This is a genomic window from Streptomyces sp. NPDC048507, assembly GCF_043199995.1.
Lineage (GTDB): Bacteria > Actinomycetota > Actinomycetes > Streptomycetales > Streptomycetaceae > Streptomyces.
This window is the reverse complement of sequence record NZ_JBICWZ010000001.1, coordinates 842,595-863,687: the sequence shown is the minus strand read 5'-3', so window position 1 is coordinate 863,687 and position 21,093 is coordinate 842,595. Positions and strand designations below refer to the sequence as shown.

21 protein-coding genes and 1 pseudogene are annotated in these 21,093 nt (G+C 74.9%); 7 read left to right on the top strand and 15 right to left on the bottom strand.

Features of this window, described 5'->3' with window-relative positions:
* Positions 1 to 122: 122 nt before the first annotated feature.
* Positions 123 to 482 (bottom strand): annotated as a pseudogene (locus ACGFXC_RS03965) (carbonic anhydrase); the annotation flags it as partial.
* 125 nt (positions 483 to 607) lie between these two features.
* Between ACGFXC_RS03965 and cynR the strand changes: the two are divergent.
* From cynR to ACGFXC_RS03950, 3 genes are all read left to right on the top strand, one after another.
* On the top strand, positions 608 to 1,525 hold the full coding sequence (gene cynR, locus ACGFXC_RS03960) for a transcriptional regulator CynR (RefSeq protein ID WP_393709172.1): 918 nt from the start codon (positions 608 to 610) through the stop codon (positions 1,523 to 1,525).
* Positions 1,526 to 1,610: 85 nt separating this feature from the next.
* The gene (locus ACGFXC_RS03955) at positions 1,611 to 1,844 is read left to right on the top strand and encodes a DUF6296 family protein (RefSeq protein ID WP_393709170.1); all 234 of its coding nucleotides are present in this window, start codon (positions 1,611 to 1,613) and stop codon (positions 1,842 to 1,844) included.
* A 121-nt stretch (positions 1,845 to 1,965) separates the two neighbouring features.
* Entirely contained in the window at positions 1,966 to 2,718 is a 753-nt protein-coding gene (locus ACGFXC_RS03950) for a carbonic anhydrase (protein WP_393709168.1), read from the top strand.
* Here the strand turns inward: ACGFXC_RS03950 and ACGFXC_RS03945 are convergent.
* The 5 genes from ACGFXC_RS03945 to ACGFXC_RS03925 form a co-directional block, all read right to left on the bottom strand.
* Positions 2,667 to 3,350, bottom strand: coding sequence for a DUF4328 domain-containing protein (locus tag ACGFXC_RS03945; protein WP_393709167.1), 684 nt, complete (start codon positions 3,348 to 3,350; stop codon positions 2,667 to 2,669). The genes ACGFXC_RS03950 and ACGFXC_RS03945 overlap by 52 nt on opposite strands.
* Positions 3,351 to 3,555: 205 nt before the next feature.
* Entirely contained in the window at positions 3,556 to 3,915 is a 360-nt protein-coding gene (locus tag ACGFXC_RS03940) for a DUF6204 family protein (RefSeq protein ID WP_393709166.1), read from the bottom strand.
* Between the two features lie 82 nt (positions 3,916 to 3,997).
* Positions 3,998 to 4,885, bottom strand: coding sequence for an RNA polymerase sigma-70 factor (locus tag ACGFXC_RS03935; RefSeq protein ID WP_393709164.1), 888 nt, complete (start codon positions 4,883 to 4,885; stop codon positions 3,998 to 4,000).
* Positions 4,886 to 4,939: 54 nt separating this feature from the next.
* Positions 4,940 to 5,536 (bottom strand): HutD family protein, encoded by a 597-nt coding sequence (locus tag ACGFXC_RS03930; protein WP_393709162.1) that lies wholly within the window; start codon positions 5,534 to 5,536, stop codon positions 4,940 to 4,942.
* 146 nt (positions 5,537 to 5,682) lie between these two features.
* On the bottom strand, positions 5,683 to 6,096 hold the full coding sequence (locus ACGFXC_RS03925) for a hypothetical protein (protein WP_393709161.1): 414 nt from the start codon (positions 6,094 to 6,096) through the stop codon (positions 5,683 to 5,685).
* A 211-nt stretch (positions 6,097 to 6,307) separates the two neighbouring features.
* On the opposite strand from ACGFXC_RS03925, the gene ACGFXC_RS03920 reads away from it, so the two are divergent.
* On the top strand, positions 6,308 to 7,039 hold the full coding sequence (locus ACGFXC_RS03920) for an SDR family oxidoreductase (protein WP_393709160.1): 732 nt from the start codon (positions 6,308 to 6,310) through the stop codon (positions 7,037 to 7,039).
* Positions 7,040 to 7,105: 66 nt separating this feature from the next.
* On the opposite strand, the gene ACGFXC_RS03915 is transcribed toward ACGFXC_RS03920, so the two are convergent.
* From ACGFXC_RS03915 to ACGFXC_RS03900, 4 genes are all read right to left on the bottom strand, one after another.
* Positions 7,106 to 8,842 carry a carbohydrate binding domain-containing protein gene (locus ACGFXC_RS03915; protein WP_393709606.1) on the bottom strand — a complete coding sequence of 579 codons (1,737 nt, stop codon included), beginning with the start codon at positions 8,840 to 8,842 and terminating at the stop codon, positions 7,106 to 7,108.
* 160 nt (positions 8,843 to 9,002) lie between these two features.
* Positions 9,003 to 10,424 (bottom strand): VWA domain-containing protein, encoded by a 1,422-nt coding sequence (locus tag ACGFXC_RS03910; protein ID WP_393709158.1) that lies wholly within the window; start codon positions 10,422 to 10,424, stop codon positions 9,003 to 9,005.
* A gap of 107 nt (positions 10,425 to 10,531) precedes the next feature.
* Positions 10,532 to 10,735, bottom strand: a complete 204-nt coding sequence (locus ACGFXC_RS03905; RefSeq protein ID WP_030228921.1) for a cold-shock protein — start codon at positions 10,733 to 10,735, stop codon at positions 10,532 to 10,534.
* A 223-nt stretch (positions 10,736 to 10,958) separates the two neighbouring features.
* Entirely contained in the window at positions 10,959 to 11,621 is a 663-nt protein-coding gene (locus tag ACGFXC_RS03900; protein ID WP_393709156.1) for an NADPH-dependent F420 reductase, read from the bottom strand.
* A 223-nt stretch (positions 11,622 to 11,844) separates the two neighbouring features.
* Between ACGFXC_RS03900 and ACGFXC_RS03895 the strand changes: the two genes are divergently transcribed.
* The gene (locus ACGFXC_RS03895; RefSeq protein ID WP_393709154.1) at positions 11,845 to 12,312 is read left to right on the top strand and encodes a hypothetical protein; all 468 of its coding nucleotides are present in this window, start codon (positions 11,845 to 11,847) and stop codon (positions 12,310 to 12,312) included.
* A gap of 82 nt (positions 12,313 to 12,394) precedes the next feature.
* On the opposite strand, the gene ACGFXC_RS03890 is transcribed toward ACGFXC_RS03895, so the two are convergent.
* The 5 genes from ACGFXC_RS03890 to ACGFXC_RS03870 form a co-directional block, all read right to left on the bottom strand.
* The gene (locus tag ACGFXC_RS03890; RefSeq protein WP_393709153.1) at positions 12,395 to 13,756 is read right to left on the bottom strand and encodes an FAD-dependent oxidoreductase; all 1,362 of its coding nucleotides are present in this window, start codon (positions 13,754 to 13,756) and stop codon (positions 12,395 to 12,397) included.
* 138 nt (positions 13,757 to 13,894) lie between these two features.
* Positions 13,895 to 15,028: a hypothetical protein gene (locus ACGFXC_RS03885; protein ID WP_393709151.1), complete on the bottom strand. Its 1,134-nt coding sequence runs from the start codon at positions 15,026 to 15,028 to the stop codon at positions 13,895 to 13,897.
* The gene (locus ACGFXC_RS03880) at positions 15,025 to 15,645 is read right to left on the bottom strand and encodes an ankyrin repeat domain-containing protein (RefSeq protein WP_393709149.1); all 621 of its coding nucleotides are present in this window, start codon (positions 15,643 to 15,645) and stop codon (positions 15,025 to 15,027) included. The genes ACGFXC_RS03885 and ACGFXC_RS03880 overlap by 4 nt, the downstream gene beginning before the upstream one ends.
* Before the next feature lie 194 nt (positions 15,646 to 15,839).
* Positions 15,840 to 16,373, bottom strand: a complete 534-nt coding sequence (locus tag ACGFXC_RS03875; RefSeq protein ID WP_393709148.1) for a GNAT family N-acetyltransferase — start codon at positions 16,371 to 16,373, stop codon at positions 15,840 to 15,842.
* 145 nt (positions 16,374 to 16,518) lie between these two features.
* A complete protein-coding gene (locus tag ACGFXC_RS03870) occupies positions 16,519 to 19,398 on the bottom strand; it encodes an XRE family transcriptional regulator (protein ID WP_393709146.1) in 2,880 nt (959 codons plus the stop codon).
* Between the two features lie 166 nt (positions 19,399 to 19,564).
* Here ACGFXC_RS03870 and ACGFXC_RS03865 point away from each other — a divergent pair, with 166 nt between their 5' ends.
* A complete protein-coding gene (locus ACGFXC_RS03865; protein WP_393709144.1) occupies positions 19,565 to 20,632 on the top strand; it encodes a hypothetical protein in 1,068 nt (355 codons plus the stop codon).
* Positions 20,625 to 21,038, top strand: coding sequence for a peptidase inhibitor family I36 protein (locus ACGFXC_RS03860; protein WP_393709142.1), 414 nt, complete (start codon positions 20,625 to 20,627; stop codon positions 21,036 to 21,038). The genes ACGFXC_RS03865 and ACGFXC_RS03860 overlap by 8 nt, the downstream gene beginning before the upstream one ends.
* Positions 21,039 to 21,093 lie beyond the last annotated feature (55 nt).

Here is a 21,093-nt window from a genome sequence, read left to right as displayed (position 1 = left end):
CGGGGGGGGTCGGGGGGCCCCCCCCCCCCCCCCCCCCCCGCCGCCCCGGGGGGGGGGGGGGCGCCGCCGGCCCGGCGGGGGGGGGGGGCGCCCGGGGGGGGGGCGGGGGCCCCCCCCCCCCCCGCGACCGCCGGGGCGTCGCCGAGGTCGTGGCCCTCGGCGAGCGCGGTCATCGCGCCGCAGGCGGAGTGGCCGCAGACCACGACGTCGGTGACGCCGAGGACGGCGACCGCGTACTCCACGCCGGCCGCGACCGCGTCGGGGCCGGGCGCGTGGGCGGGAACGAGGTTGCCCGCGTTGCGGATGACGAACAGCTCGCCCGGCTCGCTCTGGGTGATCAGCTCGGGCACCACGCGGGCGTCCGAGCAGCCGATGAACAGGGCCTTCGGACGGTGGGTGGCGGCGAGCCCGGCGAAGAGCTCCGCCTTTGCGGGGAAGACGTCGTGCCGGAACCGTTCGACGCCCTCGGTGAGGTGGTGCATGGTCACTCCCGTTCTGCTGGGATCCACCCCGTGGGGCTGACCTGATTCACCATGCATGACCAGCTGCCATAGTGTCCAAGACCTGAAATCGATGCCTTCCATCGATGCCATCTATAGTTGCTCCCATGGCCCTGGAACTGCGTCACCTGCGCTACCTGCTGGCGGTCGCCGAGCACCACAGCTTCACCCGCGCCGCCGAAGAGCTGCGGATCTCGCAGCCCACCCTGTCCCAGCAGATCAAGCAGCTGGAGCGGACGGTGGGGGTGCAGCTGCTGGACCGTGGCGGGCGGGCGGTGCGCCTCACCGACGCGGGCGCCGTCTACGCGGAGCACGCGCGGCGGGCGCTGCGCGACCTCGCGGCGGCCGAGCGCGCGGTGCACGACCTCGCCGACCTCACCCGGGGCCATCTGCGCCTCGCGCTGACCCCCACGTTCACCGCCTACTTCCTCGGGCCGCTGCTCGCGGCCCTGCACGCGGCGCACCCCGGCATCACCGTGGAGGTGCGGGAGATGCCGCAGGACCGCATCGAATCCGCCCTGCTGGCCGATGACACCGACCTCGGCATCGCCTTCCACGGCGCCCACCCGCCGGGCATCGCCGCGACCGGGCTGTTCACGGAAACCCTGGGCCTGGTGGTCGCCGCCGCCCCCGCGCCGCCCGGGCCCGACCCGCTCCCGGTATCCGCTCTGGCGGACCGTCAGCTCGCGCTGCTGAGCGGGGATTTCGCCACGCGGACGCACGTCGACGGGTACCTCGCGGCGCACGGGGTCCGGCCGCGCATCGCCGTGGAGGCCAATTCCGTGCAGGCGCTGACCGAGCTGGTCCAGCGGACCCCACTGGCCACGGTCCTGCCCGACGCCGTCACCGACGACCACCCCCGGCTGGCCCGCGTCCGCCTGGCCCCGCCGCTGCCCCCGCGCACGGTCAGCCTGCTGCGCCGGGACGGCGGCTACCTGAGCGCCGCCGCCCGTGCCTTCGGCGCCCTGGCCCCCGAGGTCGCCGCCGCCCGCGGCTACGGTCCGCCGGGCCGGGAGGGGCCGTAGGCCGCCGCGCGGTTCCGACGGGCGGGGAGACCGGGGGCGGCCCAGGATGGGAGGCGTGGGGGCGGCCACCGACGGGAGCGTGCAGATGAGCGTGAGACGGTACGAGCTGGCCTTTCCCGCCGCGAGCGGAACGGGCGAGGACATTGTGGTGGTCGACCGCACGGACGCGGCCGGACCGGGCGGCCACCCGGTCTACGCCGATGCCAGCGGGATCGTCCGCGCGGAGATCAGCGACCAGGGCGAGGTCCGCATGATGCCGTCGGGCGGCCACCAGGCACCCGCCCATCCGCTGGAGGCCCGCCCGCTGCCCGACGGGTGAGGCCCGGCCGTGTGGGCCGTCGGTGGTAACCGCGGCGGCCCCCGCTCGCGCCTGTGCCCGCTCCGGCCGGTCCGCGTCCGATAGTCACCGGAGCGTCACCGCGCACCGGGAGGGACTTGCGATGGACACCTCAGGACCGTCACGCCGCCTGGCCCTGCTCGCCGGCGGCCTCGGCCTCGCCACGGGCGCCCTGTCGGCCTGCTCCGTGGGGAGCCCCCCACCGTCCGCCTCCCGCCGGGCCCGCCCCGAGGCCGCCGCCCCCAACCCCCGGCCGAGCACCCCCGACGGGGCGTACGCGCGGCTGATGGAGGGCAACCGGCGCTGGGTCGAGGGGAACCTCCAGCACCCCGACCGCGATCCCACCCGGCGCGAGCAGGTCGCCCGTACGCAGGAGCCGTTCGGGGTGGTCCTGTCCTGCATCGACTCCCGGGTGGCGCCCGAGCTGCTCTTCGACACCGGCCTCGGCGACCTGTACGTCCTGCGTACGGGCGGGCAGGCGGTGGGCCCGGTGGTCACCGGCTCCGTGGAGTACGGGCCGGTCACCTCCGGCACGCCGCTGGTCTTCGTGCTCGGGCACCAGCGCTGCGGCGCCATCGACGCCGCGTACAAGGCGGCCCGCGACGGCACGACCCTGCCGGGCAATCTGGACGCCCTCTCGAAGGCCCTGCGGCCCGCGTACGACGTGGCGGTCAAGGAGGGCGGCCCGGATCCGGTCGACCGGATGATCCGCGCGCAGATCGCCCTGACCGCCGACGAGCTGCGCGCCAACGCGGACCTCGCCCCCCTGGTCAAGGACGGGTCCCTGGCCGTGGTCGGCGGCTACTACTCGCTCGACACCGGGGTGGTGGAGGTCCTCACGGGCGCTCCCGTCTGAGCACCGGCCGGGCCGCCGCGGACCGCCCGCGTCAGCTGGACGGCGAAGTGGATCGCGGCCGCGGCGGCGAGCGTCTCCAGGACCCCGTGCAACATCAGCGGCACCAGGACCGCCCGCAGTTCCCCGAGGCTCCCCGCGCCCGCCCGGAGCCGCTGGGTGGCGGCGCTCGACAGCCCCGTGAGGACGAACAGCCCCCACCACAGGTTCACCGGCCACAACGAGGTCCGCACCGGCTTGCCCGGCCCCGGGGCCGGCCGCACGCAGGCCACCCACATCTCGACGGCGATCCGGTACGGCCGCCACAGGTTCACCAGCGGAACGAACCAGGATCCGATGGCCCAGCCGGGCCCCGCCGTGAAGCCCTGCGGCGCGAGCACCCCCGCGCGGCGGCGGATCCGGTGGAACCAGAGGACGAAGACGAGTCCGCACAGTGCGAAGGCCATGTCGTGGACCAGGCCCGCCCGGTCGGCGAGGAGGCGGGCCGCCGCGTAGTCCCCCTCGGGGGCGAAGGCGAAGCCGCCGTCCCCCTCGATCAGCACGTAGCTCCGCGCGTCGGCGAAGACGCCGAGCAGGTCGCTCAGCGCGACCGCCGTCAGCAGCGCCACCACGACGGCCAGGAGGGCGCGCGGCACCCCGGGGAACGCGAGTCTCGGGGACGGCCGGGATCCGGGCCGGCGGATGGACGCGGACATGACGAAGGACCCCCACGGACAGTGCGACGGACGGGAACCGCTCGCCTCGGTGGGCGCCGGAGCAAGGAACATACGCTGCCGGGGGCCGCTCCGTCCATCACGTCCCCGCAGGTCGCAGGCCTGCGGGGACGTGATGGTCAGGGGGTCAGGGGGTCTCGCGCGCTGCCGCCTGACGCTGGCGCTTGCTCTGCTTGGCCAGGGACAGGTCCTCGGCCGTGGAGCGCAGCCGCTTGAATCCGTACCCGCGGTCCGTCAGCCAGGTCTCGGCGGCCAGTTCCGCGCGGGCGGCGGCGTCGAGGATGTCCTCCTCCGTCTCCCCGGATTCGAGGAAGCGGAAGGAGAAGGAGTTGCGGGCGGCCAGCTCGTAGGAGAGGTGTCCCTCGGTGGTGAAGGTGGCCCGCAGCAGGTCGTGCTCGGGTGCGGCGGCCGTCAGCTCGGCGCGCTGCTCCGCGCTGAGGTCGTCGAAGAAGCCGCGGACGGTGATGCGGAAGGTGCGGGTGCTCATCCCACCACCGTAGGGCGCGCTCCCGGCCCCGCGCACCGGGATTTCCGCGCCCCGGCCCGGGCCGGCCCCGCCCCGGGCCGGCTCAGGCCCGGCCGGCGGCGGGGCGCAGGCCGGCCAGTTTGTCCGGGTTGACCTGGAGGCGGAGGTTCTGGACCAGGCCGTCCGCCAGGTCGTAGGTGATCGCTCCGAGGGGCACGTCCCCCACCAGACCGAGCACGCCCAGCTCGCCGTTGATGACGGCGGGGACGACGGTGAAGCCCCCTGTGGCGCTCTTGGCGAGCACGCCCAGCAGCCAGCGGGCCACGTGGTCGGGCCCGTGCAGCGGCCGGCGGGCGGCGCTGACCTTGCCGCCGCCGTCCGACCAGGCGGTGACGTCGGGGGCCAGCAGCTCCAGGACGGCGTTGAGGTCTCCCCCGGCGCAGGCGCTCAGGAAGCGGGCCGTGACCTCCTCCCGCTGCGCGGCGTCGGTGTCGTGGCGCGGCCGCCGGGCGGCGACGTGCCGCCGCGCCCGGTGCGAGATCTGCCGGACCGCGGGCTCGGGGCGGTCCAGGAACCCGGCGATCTCGGCGTGCGCGTACCCGAAGACCTCGCGCAGGACGAACACCGCGCGTTCCACCGGCGTGAGGGTTTCCAGGACGACCAGCATCGCCGTGGAGACGCTCTCGGCGAGCTCCCGTTCCTGTGCGATGTCGGGCGAGGTGAGCAGCGGCTCGGGGAGCCAGGGGCCGACGTACTCCTCGCGGGTCGCGCGGGCGGAGGTCAGCCGGTTCAGCGACAGGTTGGTGACGGTGCGCACGAGGTACGCCTTGGGGTGGCGCACCTCGGACCGGTCGGCCTTGTGCCAGCTCAGCCACGCGTCCTGGACGATGTCCTCGGCGTCGGTGACGGTGCCGAGCATGCGGTAGGCGGTGGCGAACAGCAGCCCGCGGTGTTCCTCGAAGGGGTCGGCCCCGGACTCTGTGGTGCGCATCGTTCGATTCTGCCCGTCCGGCGGCGCCGCCCGCCACCCGCCCCCGGCGGTGCGTCACCGGCCGGCCGGCTCCACGGCCAGCCGGACCACGGCCGTGTGGCCCTCGGCGCGCAGCGGGACGCCGGCCGGCCCGGTCAACAGGGCCGCGTCGTACGGTCCGAGGACGGCGGCCGGCCCCGGCTCGGCGCCGAGGACGGCCGGTCCGTCCAGGGCGCAGACCAGCAGGACCTCCTGCGGCCCGACGTCGAGGGCGAGTTCGCCCCGGACGACGGCGGTCCGCACCCGGGTGCCCGCCCGCCGGTACATCACGTTGAAGTTCACGACGGGCCCTTCGAGCAGCCGGCAGCCGGTCGGCACGTCGCCCGGGAAGTCGCGGGGGGCGTAGCGCTCGTCGACGAGGCGGTGTTCGCCGCCGATGCTGAGGTCCATGCCCGCGCCCTCGGCCAGGGTGAGCGTCCGGTCGACGCCGGGGAACTCGGAGAAGGCGCCGTCGGCGGCCACTTCGGCGAGGCTGATCCGCCAGTCGAAGCCGTCGGTGCCCGCGCCCTCGGGCCGGGCGGCGATCTCGCGGGTCACTCCCCCGCCGTTCCTCCAGGGCACCGCCGGGCGCCCTTCGGCGCGCAGGATGCGGATGTCGGCGGGGCCGGGCATGCGGCGTTCCTTCCCTCGGGTCCGTGCCGCGGGCGGGACGCTGAGGTCCCGGGCGGTGGTGGCGAGCCTATCGGGGAGCGCCGGACCGGGGCCGGGCGCGCCCGTGGCCCCCGGCGGCACGGCGGCCGGGGCCCACGGGCGGCGGGTCACTTGACGTTCACGACGACCGTCGGGGAGATCGTGTCGTCGTCGCCCATCACGCGCAGCTGTTCCTTGCCCTTGGTGTTGAGCTTGCCCTTGAGGGAGTAGCTGCTGCCGTTCTTGACGGTGGTGTTCGACTGGAGCGTCGTCCACTTGCCCTTGTTGTTGTGCTGGAGCACCAGCTTGCTGCCGACCTTCAGGCCCTTGGTCCGGCCGGTGAAGGTGACCTCGTCACCGGCCTTCACCTCGGACTTGTCGGCCTTGACGGTGATCTGGCCGGCCGGGCTCGCGCTCGGGGTGGCGGAGGGTTTGGGGGTGGCGGCGGCGAAGGCGCCGGCGGTTCCGGCGCCCAGCAGGGCGGTGGACAGCAGGACTGCGGCGACGCCCCGGGCACAGCGGCTGCGCGGTATGGACTTCACGGTGGCTCCCGTCTCGGGTGTTCCTCCCCCTCGTGTGAAACCTCTGTGAGGCTATCCATCACCCGGAGGGCCCGCGACCACACGGGCGGCGCACTGGGCCGAACGGGTAAACGGGGGTCGCGAACGCCAGGTCGGATTCCCGCCAGCGCCGGTGATCCGTTCCGCATTTCATTGAAACCGCAACCAACGAAGCGGACATGAGGAGCGGAACATGAACGGCAAGACGGTTCTGGTCACGGGCGGCAGCCGGGGCATCGGCGCGGCCACCGCGCTGCGCCTGGCGGAGGCGGGCGCCGACGTGGCGTTCACCTACGCCGCCGACGAGGAGGCCGCGCAGGCCGTGCTCGGCAAGATCCAGGCGCTGGGCCGCCGGGCCGTCGCGGCCCGGTCGGACGCGGGCGGGGCGGGTGACGCGGCGGGCGTCGTGGACTGGGCGGCCGACACCCTCGGCCGGCTCGACGTGCTCGTCAACAACGTGGGCGTCGGCGTGCTCGGCCCGCTGGAGGACCTCACCCTGGCGCAGGTCGACCGCGTCCTCGCGGTCAACGTGCGGAGCGTGTTCCTGGCCTCCCAGGCCGCGGCGGGCCGGATGGGCGCGGGCGGCCGGATCATCACCATCGGCAGCTGCATGACCCAGCGCGTGCCCGGGCCGGGCGGGACCCTGTACGCCATGAGCAAGTCGGCGCTGACGGGCCTCACCAAGGCGCTGGCCCGTGAGCTCGGCGGGCGCCGGATCACCGCGAACATCGTCCACCCGGGTCCGGTCGACACGGACATGAACCCGGCGGACGGCCCGTACGCGGACCCTCAGGCCGCGATGACCGCCCTCGGCCGGTTCGGCCGGCCCGAGGAGATCGCGGACATGGTCGCCTTCCTCGCCGGGGACGGGGGCGCCTACGTCACGGGCGCCGAGTTCTCGGTCGACGGCGGCCACGCGGCGTAGCCGCACCGGGCCGCCCGCCGCATCGCGCGGCGGGCGGCCCGGCGGTGACGGGTCACCGGGGGCGGGTCAGCTCACGGCGAAGTCGTCGCCGTGGACGGCGCCCTGGCCGTACCAGCCGTGCAGGTAGACGGTGACCGTCCCGGAGGCGCCGGTGGTGAAGGGCACGCTCAGCTTGGTCCAGCCGGCCGAGCTGGTCCACGTACTGGCGTTCGCGCCGCCCCGCACGCCGAGGTAGGCGTAGCTGCCCTGGACCCAGCCGCTGAGCGTGTAGGCGGTGTTGGGAGCCAGGGTCAGGCTCTGCGCGCACTCCCCGGTGCGGTCACCGGCCGGGGTGCCCTGGACGGCGTACGTCCCCCCGTGCACGGGGGAGGTGACGACGGAGCCGCCGCCCTCGCAGGTCCACGGCCCGAGCGAGCCGCTCTCGAAGCCGCCGTTGACGAGTGCGCCGCTGCCGCCGCCCGGGCCGGAGACGGTCAGGGTGAAGGCGGCGGAGTGGCTGAGCGCGCCGCCGGTCCCGGTGACGGAGAGCGCGTACGTGCCGGGCGCGGCCGAGGCGGCGGCGGTGACGCTCAGCCGGGCCGTGCCGCCCGCGGTGACCGAGCCGGGCGCGACCGAGGCGCTGACTCCGGCGGGGGCGCCGGTGACCGTCAGCGCGACGGGCTGCGCCGTACCGGAGGTGACCTGGGTGGAGACGGTGGCGGTGGTGCTTCCGCCGGGCGCGACGGAGGCGGAGCCGGGTGCGACGGACACCGAGAAGTCGTTGGCGACCGGCCCGCCGTCCCGGGTGAAGGGGGCGAAGGTGTGGGTGAAGTACCAGGGGTCCTGGGCGATGCCGGAGCAGGTGTCGGAGCCCCCGGTGCCGGGGCAGCCGCCGTTGTCGCGCTGGAGCGCCCAGAAGGAGAGGGTGCCCAGGCCCTTGGCTACGGCCCAGTCGTAGACCGCGGTGGCATCGGCCGTGGTGAACGTCTCGGCGGGCCCGTAGTCGTCGATGCCGGGCATCTCGGTGACGCCGATCATGCCCCACAGCTGGGCGGGGGTCTTGGCGGGGTACAGGGCGGCGAGCTGGTCGTAGAGGCCGGTGGCGGCGCTCTTCGTGTCGTTCGCCATGTTGTGGGCGGCGCCGTCGTAGTAGTCGAAGGTCATCAGGTTGACGACGTCGACCTGGGCTCCGGCCGTCTTCGCGCTCTTGAGGACGGCCAGGCCGCTGCTCGCGAGACCGCTCGTGGTGGTCGGGAGGGTGTAGGAGACCTGGAGGGGACGGCCGTTCGCGGCGGCCCAGTCCTGCACCTTCTTGATCGCCTGGTTGCGGCGGTCGATCCCGGCCTTGTTGGTCAGGGAGTTGTCCTCGATGTCCATGTCCAGGCGGGTCACGTCGTAGGTCGTGATCACCTTCTGGTAGGCGGCCGCGATCGAGTCGACGCTGGTGCAGCTGTCCGCGATCTCGGTGCCGCCGTTGTCGGCCGCGTAGCCGCCGAAGGAGGGGATGACGTCGCCGCCGCGCGAGCGCAGGGTGGCGAAGTCGGCGCCGAAGACGGAGGAGGCGATGGGCTGGGACGTGGAGCCGTTCCAGTACGGGGTGCAGGACCCCTTGGCCTCGGTCTGGACGAAGGCCATGGTCAGGTAGCGGGCGCCGGACTTCTGCGCCAGGTCGGCCGGACTGTCGGAGGAGTACGCCTCGAAGTACGGGGCGAAGACGTGCGCGGGCAGGGGGGTCGGCGCGGCCTGCGCGGGACCCGCGCCCGCCGCGACGAGGAGCCCGGCACAGGCGCCGAGGGTGGCGAACGCCGCCGCTAAGGAGCGCAGGGGACGCGGACGGACGGCGGAACGCGAAAGGTGTCTCAACGAAGCTCCCGGTGGGGCGCGAGCGAACGGACGGACGCCCCATGATTGGTCTGGACCAACCATCCGGTCAAGGGTCCGGGCCGCCCCGGATCCGTCCGTCCGCCGCGCGGCGGGGGGCAGTTCAGCGCAGGATGCCCGCCCGCCGGGCATCGCGCGTCCAGGAGGGGAACTCCGAGAGCAGCCGGTCGTACAGCTCCGCGTCGGACAGCCGGTCGATGTCGTCGACGGCGAAGAAGCCGACGTTGTCGACCCGGCGCCCGGTCATCGTGTCGAAGCGCTCCAGCACTCCGAACCCGGACCGGCCCAGGCCGACGAACTGCCAGAACACCGGCTCCTCCACGGCCTCCCGCAGTTCCCGCTCGATCTCCGCGTTGCGGTGGACGCCGCCGTCGGAGAAGAACAGCACGAGGGTGGGGACGGCCACCGGGTGTGCGCGCACGTAGGCGCGCACCTCCGCGATCACCTTCTGCTCCTCGTTCTGGAATCCGACCTCGCGCATGTCGATCTGGCCCGGCAGCAGGCCCCGGGCCGGCTTGCGGCGACCGAAGAGACTCATCTGGCCGACGCGCACGTGCAGTCGGAGCCACTCCGGGAGGTCACCGATGACGAGGTCGGGCAGCCGGGCGGGGTTGCTGGCGAAGGTCCACGCCTGCACCTCTCCGTCGTCGTCGAGCTGCGCGGCGACGGCCGCCATCCGCTCGACGACCGAAGCGACGGTGCCCCGCGAGTAGAGCGCGGCCATCGAACCCGAGGCGTCGAGGACGAGGATCACCCGGGCCGTCACCCCGGCCGCGCCGTTCTTCTCCAGGCTGACGGCCACCTGCTGCTTGCGCAGCGAGAGCCGGCCGCGCATGTCGGCGGGCAGCCGCTCCTCCCCCTTGGTCATCCGGACGCCGCCGGCCGGCGGCGGCGGCGCCGGGGCGACGGGGGCGGTGACCGGGGCGGGCGAGGGCCACGGGGCGGGCGCGGGCGCCGGGGCCCGCACCGGCGGCGGCGGGCCGGGGGCCGGGGCCGTCCGCGCGGGCGGTTCGTCGTCCACGGTGATCCCGAAGTCCGTCGCCAGCCCCGCGAGCCCGCTCGCGTACCCCTGGCCCACGGCCCGGAACTTCCAGACGCCCGCCCGCCGGTAGAGCTCCCCGCTCACGAAGGCCGTCTCGGGCCCGGCGCTCATGTCGAAGCGGGCGATCTCCGCCCCCGAGGCCGCGTCGAGCAGCCGCAGGTGCAGTCCGGGCACCTGCCCGAAGGTGCCGCCGTCCGCGGAGGCGCAGAGCGCGACGCGTTCCACCTCCGGCTCCAGGGCGGCGAGGTTCACCTCCAGCGTGTCCGCACCGGGCCGCTTGCCGCGGTGGCGCACGGCGCCGCGGGCGTGCACCGGCTGGTTGTAGAACACGAAGTCGCCGTCGGAGCGCACCCGGCCGCCGGCCGCCAGCAGCAGGGCGGACGCGTCCACGTCCGGCACGCCCGGTCCGGGCCGCCAGCCGAGGACAACGCTGACGGAGGAGGCCGGGACCGGCAGGTTGGCGCCTTTGCTCAGTGTCGTCACGCCGGACAGTCTGCCGGGTGGGCCGGGACCGCCGGTAGGCGCCCGGGGACAACGGGCCGGGGCCCGCACCGTTCGGTGCGGGCCCCGGCTCTCTGTTGCGCTCGGCGTCAGGCGGGCACGATGTTCTCGGCCTGCGGGCCCTTCTGGCCCTGCGTGACGTCGAAGTTCACCTTCTGGCCCTCCTGAAGCTCGCGGAAGCCCTGGGTGGCGATGTTCGAGTAGTGGGCGAACACGTCGGCGCCGCCGCCGTCCTGCTCGATGAAGCCGAAACCCTTTTCCGCGTTGAACCACTTCACGGTGCCGGATGCCATATGGATTCTCCTTCGGGGCTGTACCCGGGGCCGCACTGTGCGACGCCGGCGTCGCCGTGTTGATTGACCCTGTCCGAAAGCATCCGGAAATAAAAAGTGCTCCCGTCGGACGGAATCCGACGGCCGCGCTTGAAATATGGGGAACCACACCTGCAACTGAGCTGCACCGTAGCACAGCGAAAACGGGTGTACGCGGAGCGTTAACACCCCTGGCCGAAGGGCGTCAGCCGCGGAATTCCTCCGTCCGGACCGGCGAGGCCTCGGCCAGGGCCCGGGTGACCTCCGCGACCCCCGCGCGCAGCCCGTAGACCGGCGTGTCGGGCTGCTGGCGCCAGGACTCGTCGAGGCCGCCCGCGTCGACGGTGTCGAAGCCGATCTCGTCGATCAGGGCGCGGACGGTCTTCTTGGCGGCCTCGTCGTCACCGGCGACCGGCAGGGCGATGCGGCCGGGGTCGCCGGCCGGGCGCGGGCGGTCGAGGATGTCGGCGGCGTACGTGCCGTTGAAGGCCTTGATCACGGGGTGTCCGAGGTGCCGTTCGGTCCAGCGGCTCTCGGTCAGGCCCTCGTCCTCGATCGCGGCGATGCGCCCGTCGCGCCCGCGCGGGTAGTAGTTGCCCGTGTCGATGACGGCGAAGCCGTCGGCGGCCCCGTCGAAGAGTCCGGCGGGCAGGTCGGGCACGTTCTTGAGGGGGACGGTCACCACGACGACCTCGGCGCCCCGGGCGGCCTCTGAGACGGTGACGGCGGTGGCACCGGTCTCCTCGACGAGGGCGGCGAGGGTTTCGGGACCGCGCGAGTTCGCGACGCTGACCTGGTGTCCGAGGGCGGTGAGCCGGCGCGTGAGGTTGCCGCCGATGTTGCCGGCGCCGATGATGCCGATCTTCATGAGCTCTCCAGTGCGTGCGGAGTCGGATATCGCGTCTGTGCGAACCACCCGGCCGCCCGGCGCATTCCGGTGACCTGACTCCGGGATTTCGGATTCCTCCGTACGAGCGAATTTCGGCCATTTCCCCTACGCGGAGAACCGGATGACGGTGCGCTCCCGTCGTCCAGGGCAGCGCCGGGTACCTGCCGGCGGGCAGCACCACCACGGGGAAAGGTTCCGACCGATGTCCAAACTCCCGACCAAGCGCGCCACCTCCTTCGCCCTCGCGGCCACCGCCGGCCTGGCGGCCCTCTCCTTCGCCCTCGTCACCGGCACCTCGGCCACCGCCGCGGCTCCGCAGTCCGTGTCGGGCAGCCCCGAGGGCGCCTTCAACCGGATCGCCGACTTCTACGGCTCCTACATCGACGCGGTCTACGACGGTGACGGCAAGACGGCCGACCAGCTGCGCTCCTTCTACCTCTCCAAGCCCCTCCAGCAGGAGCTGAAGCAGTGGGAGGAGGCCAACCACGCCAACGGCGTCCTGCGCGCGCAGAACGTACCCGTGGGGTGGAAGGTGACGTCCACCGGGAGCGGGGCGGGCAAGACCAACGCCACGGTGACCCTGAGCTGGGGCGGCAGCGGCGACAACACCACCCTGCTCCGCGTGCAGGCCGACCTGAAGACGAAGAAGCTCACCTCGATCGCCGACTGATCCGGGCGCCCGGCGCGGGGAACCGCCGGGCCCGGACGCGCGAACGGGGCCCGCCGTCGTCCGGCGGGCCCCGTTCGTCCGCTCACGCGCCGCTGGCGCCGAGCATCTCCTCGCGCTCCACGAGCTTCACGCGCTCGCGGCCCTGCGCCTCGCCGAGTGCCTTCTCGGCGGCGTCCAGCTTGTACCACCCCTCCCAGGTGGTGAAGCGGACCTGCCGCTCGGTGAGGAAGGCCTCGACCGCCTCGGGCTCAGGGGTCGCGGGGGCGGGCAGCCGGCCCCCGGCGTGGTCGGCCAGCAGGTTGGCGACCGTCTCGTTGGCATCGCCCTTGGTGTGGCCGATCAGGCCGATCGGGCCGCGCCGGATCCAGCCCGTCACGTACGTCGAGGCCAGGTGCTCGCCGTTCTCGATGACGCGGCCGCCCTCGTCCGGGACCGTGCCCGACTCCACGTCCCAGGGGAGCTTGGGCAGTTCGTCGGAGAGGTAGCCGACGGCCCGGTAGACCGACTGCACGTCCCAGGTGGTGAACCGGCCGGTGCCCTTGACGTTGCCCGTGCCGTCGAGCTCGGTGCGCTCGGTGCGCAGGCCGACGACCTTGCCGTCCTCGCCGACGATCTCCGACGGGGACTCGAAGAAGTGCAGGAACAGTTTGTGGGGGCGCTCGCCGATGTCGCGGATCGCCCAGTTCTCCAGGGTCTTGGCGACCATGTCCGCCTGCTTGTTGGAGCGGCGGGTGGCGATCGAGCCCTCGTCGTAGTCGATGTCCTCGGGGTTGACGATGACCTCGATGTTGGGCGAGTGGTCGAGCTCGCGCAGCTCCATCGGGCTGAACTTGGCCTGCGCCGGGCCGCGCCGGCCGAAGACGTGGACCTCGAGGGCCTTGTTGGCCTTCAGGCCGTCGTGGACGTTGGCCGGGATCTCGGTCGGCAGCAGTTCCTCGGCGGTCTTGGCGAGGATGCGGGCCACGTCGAGGGCGACGTTGCCGACGCCGAGGACGGCGACCTTCTCGGCCTCCAGCGGCCAGGTGCGCGGGACGTCGGGGTGGCCGTCGTACCAGGAGACGAAGTCGGCGGCGCCGTAGGAGCCGTCGAGCTCGACGCCCGGGATGCTGAGCGCGCGGTCGGCGGTGGCGCCCGTGGAGAAGATCACGGCGTCGTAGAAGGCGTGCAGCTCGTCGAGGGAGATGTCGCCCGGGTAGTCGACGTTGCCGAACAGGCGGACCTGGGGCTTGTCGAGCACCTGGTGCAGGGCGGTGATGATGCCCTTGATGCGGGGGTGGTCGGGGGCGACCCCGTACCGGATCAGTCCGAAGGGGGCGGGCATCCGCTCGAAGATGTCGATGGACACACCGGGAGCGACGGCCGCCTCGGACTTGAGCAGCGCGTCGGCCGCGTAGATACCGGCGGGGCCGGCACCGACGATTGCTACCCGCAGAGGGCGAGGCATGACTGGGTTCCCTTCGACCGACAATCTGACTGATCAAGAGAACCCTAAACTAAGGCCACCCTAACCCGGCACCCGCCCCCTGGTTATGACCTCATAACCGGAGCTTATGGCTTACCAAAGGCTGACTTTTGGCTGACCTCACAGGACGGCCACGCCCAGCGGGCGGTCGCCCGCCGCCAGCCGTCGGGTGGTGCCCGCGGCGAGGTCGACGACCGTGATGCCGTTCCAGTACCCGTCGCGGGTGAAGCCCCCGGTCACGTACGCCGTGCTCCCGTCCCGGGAGACGGCCACGTCCTCGTGGGGTCCCTCCAGCGGGATCACGCGTTCGGTGCCGTCCGGGGCGCGGACGGTCAGGGACGGCCCCTCGCCGTCCGAGGGGTCGACGGCGCCCGTGCCGACGACCAGGAGGCGGCCGTCGGGGGTGAGCGCGGCGCCGTGCTGGTGGGTGTCGGCCGTCATCCGTTCCACGGTGGTGCGCCCGGTGCGCGGGTCGACCACGGCCAGCCGCTCCCCCTCGAACGGGAGCAGCAGCATCCCGTCGGCCGGGCGGACCGCCGCGTAGTGCGGCTTCAGCCAGGAGCCGAGGCCGCCCTCGGTGCCGTACGGGGCCACCTCGATGCGGCGCGGCCGCAGCGGGCCGGCCCCGGCGGCGGTGACGGCGGTGATGTCGAAGGAGTCGTGTCCGGTGACGTAGACCTCGGAGCCGTCGGGCGCCACGTCCACGTCGAAGGGCCGCCGGCCCACCGGGACGGTGGCGGTGACCACGGCCCGCGCCGTGTCGATGACCTCCAGGACCCCGTTGCCGCCGGGCACGTTCACGCCGACGTAGGCGCGGGCGCCGTCCGGGGACAGCGCGATGCCCATCCCGCCGCCCCGGTACTCGCCGTCCCGGACCGGTCCGGTGTCCGTCCGGTAGCGGACCAGCGCCGTCCGCACCCGGGTACGGGTGTCGACGACCGCGACGCCCTCCGCGGTGGCCACCCAGGCGCGGCCGTCGGCGCCGACGGCCAGCCCGTACGGGGCCCGGCCGACGGTGACGGCCGCCAGGGGGCCGCGTACGGGGTCGACGAAGGTGACGGTGTCGGCGCCGAAGTCCGCGACGAGCACCGTCCCCGGGGCGGTGGGCGCGCCGGCGGGGGCCGTGGGGCGCGGTGCGGCGGAGGGGGCCGCGGGCCCCGCGGCCGGGGCGCCGCCCGTACAGGCCGCCAGCAGCAGCGCCCCGGTCAGGGCGGCGAGCGCGGTACGGGGCCTGCGGGCCCGGCGGCGGTTCACCGGCCGGCCTCCCGCCCGGGAGCCGGGGCGTCTCGCAGCAGCCGGGCGATCCCCTCGAAGCCGCGCCGCACGGCGTGCTCGTACGCGGTCACGCCCTCGTGGTCGGCCAGCGCGGGATCCGCTCCGGCGGCGAGCAGCAGCGCGACCGTCTCGGCGTGGCGGGGGCCGCCGTCGCCGAGGATGACGGCTTCCAGCAGGGCGGTCCAGCCGAGCCGGTTGACGTGGTCCACCTCGATGGCGGTCTCGGCCAGGACGGCCCGGACGTAGCCGGTGTGGCCGCGCTCGGCGGCCGGGATCAGCGCGGTGCCGCCGAAGCGGTTGGGTTTGCGCAGGTCGGGGCCGGCGGCCAGGAGCAGCCGCATCATGCGGACGCCGCCGGTGACCCCGCAGGCCAGCCAGGGGGTCTGCGCGCGGGAGTCGGCGGCGTCGGGGTCGGCGCCGGCGTCCAGCAGGGCCCCGGCCGCACCGGTGTGGTCGCCGAGCACGGCGAGCAGCAGGGCGGTGCGCAGGGAGTCGTCGCGCGCGTCGACGGCGGCTCCGGCGGCGAGGGCGGCGCGTACGGCGTCCTCGTCGCCGCGGGCGGCGGCGTCCAGCAGGGTGCGGTCGTGCGGGTTCACGGTTCCTCCGGTCCGGGGCGGGCGGTGCGGCGCGTCCCTGTGCCCGCCCGTTCCCGGCCCCGCTCCCATGCTGGCCCCGGCCGGGGCGCCGGACGGTCGGCCCGGCGGCGGCCTCCCGCGGGCGGTCCGGTGGACCCGGGGGTCGTCCGATCGGCTGATGCGCGCGCCGCCGGGGTGCGGGCGGCGGCGCCCGGTCAGGCCTCGTACTCGGTGAGGTCGATGCTGTAGAGGGTGAGGAGGGCGCCGGAGTCCGGGTCGGTGGTGTTGCCGTCCTGCTTCATGCCGAGCTTGCGGATGACGTTCTCGGACTCGTCGTTGCCGGACCGGTTGACGGCGACGACGCGGTCGAGGCCGCGGTCCTGGAGGGCGAACTCCAAGGTGGCGTGGGCCGCTTCGGAGGCGTAGCCCTGGCCCCAGAAGGGCCGGCCCAGCCGCCAGACGGCGGCCACGCCGTGCTCGACCTCCGGCGGGCCGTCGGGGACGGTCAGACCGACGGCGCCGATCAGTTCGCCGGAGGCGAGGAGTTCGACGGCGAACACGCCGAAGCCCTCGTCGTCCCACTCCTCTTCCCAGCGCTCGATGGCCTCGGCGGTCCCGTCCAGGTCCAGGGCGCCGCCGTCGCCGATCCAGCGCATCACCTCCGGGTCGGCGTGGATCTCCGACAGGGGGACGAGGTCGTCGTCGCTCCAGCGGCGCAGGATGAGGCGGGGGGTGCGGATCTCGGTCATGCCCTCATCCTGCCGAACGCGGCCGACCAGGGGTAATCGGGCCCCTCCCGGGGGCGGGCGGCGGCCTCGGGGGACGGTGATCGCGTCCAGTTCCGCCCGCAGAGCCGCAGGTCCGTCTGCCGGGGGGGGAGTGGGATGGGGTGGGTCAGGGGCGTTCGAGGCCGCTGCACGGCGGCGCGTAGTCCAGGTAGGGCATGTACGAGGACCACTGCGCGCGCGTGATCCGCGGGCCGGTGTGCGCGCAGGCCCCGGCCACGGCCCGGCCGAGGTCGGTGCCGGCCAGCCGCAGGGTGCTGTCGTAGCCGCCGGCGGCCAGGGTGGCCCCGTCGGGGCTGAAGGCGACCGAGCCGACGGCGGTGGTGAATCCGGTCAGGGTGGCCAGCGCGGCGGGCCGCCCTCCCGGGGGCACGCTCCACAGCCGGACGGTGCGGTCGTCGCTGGCGGTGGCCAGGGTGCGCCCGTCGGGGCCGAAGGCGACCGAGCCGACCACGTCGGTGTGCCCGGTCAGGGTGGCCAGCGCGGCGGGCCGGCGCGGGTCGGTGACGTCCCACAGGCGGACCGGGGTGCGGCCGCCCGAAGCGGTGGCGAGGGTGTGGCCGTCGGGGCTGAAGGCGACGGAGAACACGGCGGTGTCGTGGCCGGTGACGACGGCCAGGGCGGTGGGGGCCGTCCGGTCGCCCACCGCGGTCAGCCGGACGGTGTGGTCCTCCCCGGCGGTGGCGAGGATCCTGCCGTCGGGGCTGAAGGCGACCGCCCGCACGGTGTCGCGGTGTCCGGTGATCAGCGCCGGCTCGGCGGGCTCACGTCCACCGGGCCCGCTCACGTCCCAGAGCCGTACGCCGCCCCGCGCTCCGGCGGTGACCAGGGCCCGGCCGTCGGGGCTGAAGGCGACGGCGCGCACGTCCCCGCCGCGCGCGGGCAGTTCGGCCTCCACGGCGGGCCGGGCGGGCTCGGAGACGTCCCAGAGGCGGACCGTGCCGTCGGCGCACGCGGTGGCCAGGAGGCGGCCGTCGGGCCGGTAGGCGACGGCGCGCAGGTCGTCGGCGTGGCCGGTGAGGGTGGCGACGGGCGTGGGCCGGGCGGTACCCCTGGTCTGCCACAGCCGGGCGGTGTGGTCTCCGCTCGCGGTGGCCAGCTGACGGCCGTCGGGGCGGTAGGCGAGGGCGACGACCTCCTTGTCGTGCGCGGGGAGGGAGGTCATCAGGGCCGACAGGAGGCTGTCGCGGGTCCGGGAGGTGGGCGAGAGCCGGTGGGCGGTCAGGCCCAGCTGGACGGCGAGGCCGGATCCGGCGCCGCCCGCGGTGGCGGTGGCCACCAGGTCGGAGGCCGTTTCGGCGAGGTTCTGCGCGACGGCGTCGTTGCGCTGCCGGGTGACCTCCCCTTCGGCGCGCACGGCGTTGCCGGTGGCGACGGCGGCCACCGCGGCGACGGCGGCGAGCGTGGCGATCAGGCAGCGCAGCCGGCGGGTGCGGCGCCGGGCCCGCTTGCCGGCGGCGGCTTCGGCGGCGGCGCTGGCGTCGAGGAACTCCCGTTCGGCGGCGCTGAGCCCGAGGGCGGGCGGGGCGGCGATCTCGCGGGCCAGGGCGAGCCGCGTGCCGCGCAGCAGCGCGCCGGGGTCGCGGCGCACTCCCTCCCAGGCGCGGGCGGCCTCGGCGAGCTGGCGGTGGCGGCGCAGCCGTTCGCGGTCGTCGCCGATCCAGCCGCGCAGCCGGGGCCAGGCCCGGATGAGGGCCTCGTGGGTGAGCTCGACGACGCCCTGGTCCAGGGTCAGCAGGCGCAGGGCGGCGGCGCGGGCGAGGACGGCGCGGCTGTCCGGATCCTGGCCGAACTCGGCGCGCGCGACCGGCCGCTTGGTGTCCTCGGTGCCCTCGCCGAGGGCGATGAGGTGGACGAACAGCTGCCGGGCCAGGGCCTGCTGGCGGGTGGTGAGGGAGGCGTGGAGGGCCTCGGCGGACTGGGCGAGGGCCCCTTCGAAGCCCCCGGCGGCATGGAACCCGTCGAGGGTGAGCGCCGCGCCCCGGCGCCGGCGCCAGGTCTCCAGCAGGGCGTGGGAGAGCAGGGGCAGCGCGCCGATCTGGCCGTGGGCGTGCGCCACGAGGGTGGCCTGGAGGGCCCCTTCGACGGTGAGACCGGCCCGGCGGGCCGGTTCCACCACGGCGCGGCGCAGCTCGGCGGCGCTCATGGGGCCGACGACGACCTGGGCTTCGCGGAGCACCTCGACGAGTTCGGGGTGGCGGGTGCAGTGCGCGTAGAAGTCGGCGCGCACGCCGAGCACCACCCGGCAGCCGGAGCCGGGCCGCCGGGCGGCGCCGGCGAGCAGGGACACGAAGGCGGCGCGTTCGGCGGCGTCCGCGCACACGGTGAAGACCTCCTCGAACTGGTCCACGATCAGTACCCGTTCGGCGCAGTCGGGCGCCTCGTGCCCGTCGAGCGCCTGGCGGGCCCGGTCCAGGGGTCGCGGTCCGGGGGTGAGCACGCCGACGGCGGCCGCGGGGGCGTCGGCGCGCAGCCGGGGCAGCAGACCGGCGTGCAGGAGGGAGGACTTGCCGGCTCCGGAGGCACCGACGAGGGCCACGACGCGGTGCCGCGCCAGGGCGGCGGCGAGGTCGTCGACGAGGCGCTCGCGGCCGAAGAAGAGTCCGGCGTCCTCGGCGCGGAAGGCGGCGAGCCCCACGTACGGGAGCCCCCGCGCGTCCTCCCCGGCCGGACCGGCGCCCAGGGGGCCGGCCCCCGCCGCGGGGGGTGCCAGGCCCTCGACGGCCAGTTCCACGGCGGCCGCGTGCCAGCGGCGCTCCCACTCCCCCGGGTCGCCGCCGCAGGCACGGACGTAGGACAGGGTCACGTCCAGGCTGGGCAGCCGGCGGCCGGCGGCGGCCCCGGACAGGGTCGCCACCGAGTAGTGGGCGCGCGCCGACAGGTCGCGGTAGGGCGGGGACCCGGCCTCGTGGCGCAGTCTGCGCAGGGCGGTGGCGAACTCCAGCAGGGGCCCTTCCCCGCCCTCCAGCGGGCGTTCCTTGCGTGCCATGCACAGCCCCTTCCACCAGGCCCCTTTTCTGCGGTCCGGGGTGGATTGTTCAGCAATTGTTTGTTCGCTGCCAGGGCGCCGACGGCGAACAACGGATGGCGGCTACACCTGGGTCGCGGCGCCGGGACCGGACGCCGGGCACGGACCGGAGAGGAGGGCCGCACGGATGGCACGGACACGACGGGGGGCGGTGGCCGCCCTGGCGGCGGCGGTGGCACTGGCCGCGTTGACGGGGTGCGGGACGGACGGCCGGACCGCCCGGGGTCCCGGCCCGGGGGGCGGGGCGGCCGGCCCGGCCGCAGTGGAGCCCACGGCGGGGCAGTCCCGGCTGCTGGAGCGGGCCGAACAGGTCCTGATCGGCCGCTGTATGGCGAACCGCGGGTTCCGCTACGCCGTGACCGAGCCCCCGCCGGCGCAGCGCTCGTTCCCGTACGGGCTGGACGACGTGGAGTGGGCGCGGGCCCACGGCTACGGCGGCCGGGACGACCGGGCGGCCGAGGCGGCGCGGCTGGCGGATCCCAACCAGCGGTACTTCCACGGCCTGTCGGCGCGCGGACGGGCGGCCGCCCGGACGGCGCTCATGGGGGCCTCACCCGTGGGCCTGACGGCCACCGCCCCGACCGGCACGACGCTCACGGCGAGCCCCGACGGCTGCATCGCCCGGGCGGAGCGCTCCCTGTACGGGGACCTGGCCGCCTGGTTCCGCGTCAAGGTCGTCACGATGAACATCCGCCCCGCGCAGGAGGCGAAGGTCCGCGCGGACCCCCGGTACGCGGAGGCGGTCGGCGCGTGGGCGGCGTGCATGCGGGCGGCGGGCCGCCCCTACGGCTCCCCCGACGATTCCCGGGCCGCGGCGGCCGCCTTCGCGCGGGAACTGCCGCCGGACCGGGCCGACGCGGCCGAGAGCGCGCTCGCGGTCGCCGAGGCGACCTGTGCCACCGGCACCGCCCTGAGCCGGGTCTCCCACGCTCTGGACCTCTCCTACGGCGATGAGTTCCGCGCGCGCCACCGCGGCGACGTCGACCTGCGGCGAAGGCTCCAGAACGCCGCGCTCCCGGAGGCGGAGCGCGTCGTCCCCCCGTCCGACCGACCCGATGACGCGGCCGGAGGGACCGCGCCGACCCGAGCGTCCGAAAAAGCCGGAACGACCGGAACGACCGGAACGACCGGCACCCCCGGAAAGCCCGATGGCACCACACCGAGTACCGACTCTCCAGGAGGACCCCATGCGTAAGTTCCGTACGACGATGCTGGCCTGCGCGCTCGCGCTCCCGCTGCTCGCGCTCCCCTCGATGCTCGCCACCGCCTCCGCGACCCCGGCCGACGCCTCCGGGGTGGCGGCCGACGGCAACTACTGGGTGTGGGAGAACACCAACGAGGGCGGCGCGCGCTGCGGCTGGAGCGGCAACGACGCCGACTGGCGCACCTGTGGCGCCGGCGGCGGCTACAACATGAACGACAAGGCCTCGGCCTACTGGAACAACGGCTACTCCGGCAGCCTCGGCGACGTCCGCGTCTACGAGAACATCAACTACGGCGGCGCCTCCACCTGTGCGCCGAACGGCGCCCGCGGCAACATCCCGTGGGAGTGGAACGACCGGATCTCCTCGCACAAGTGGGTCACGGGCTGCGGCTTCTGATCCGGCCCCGGCCGCCACGGCCGGGCTCGGCCTCCCGGGTTCCGGCCCGGGGGGC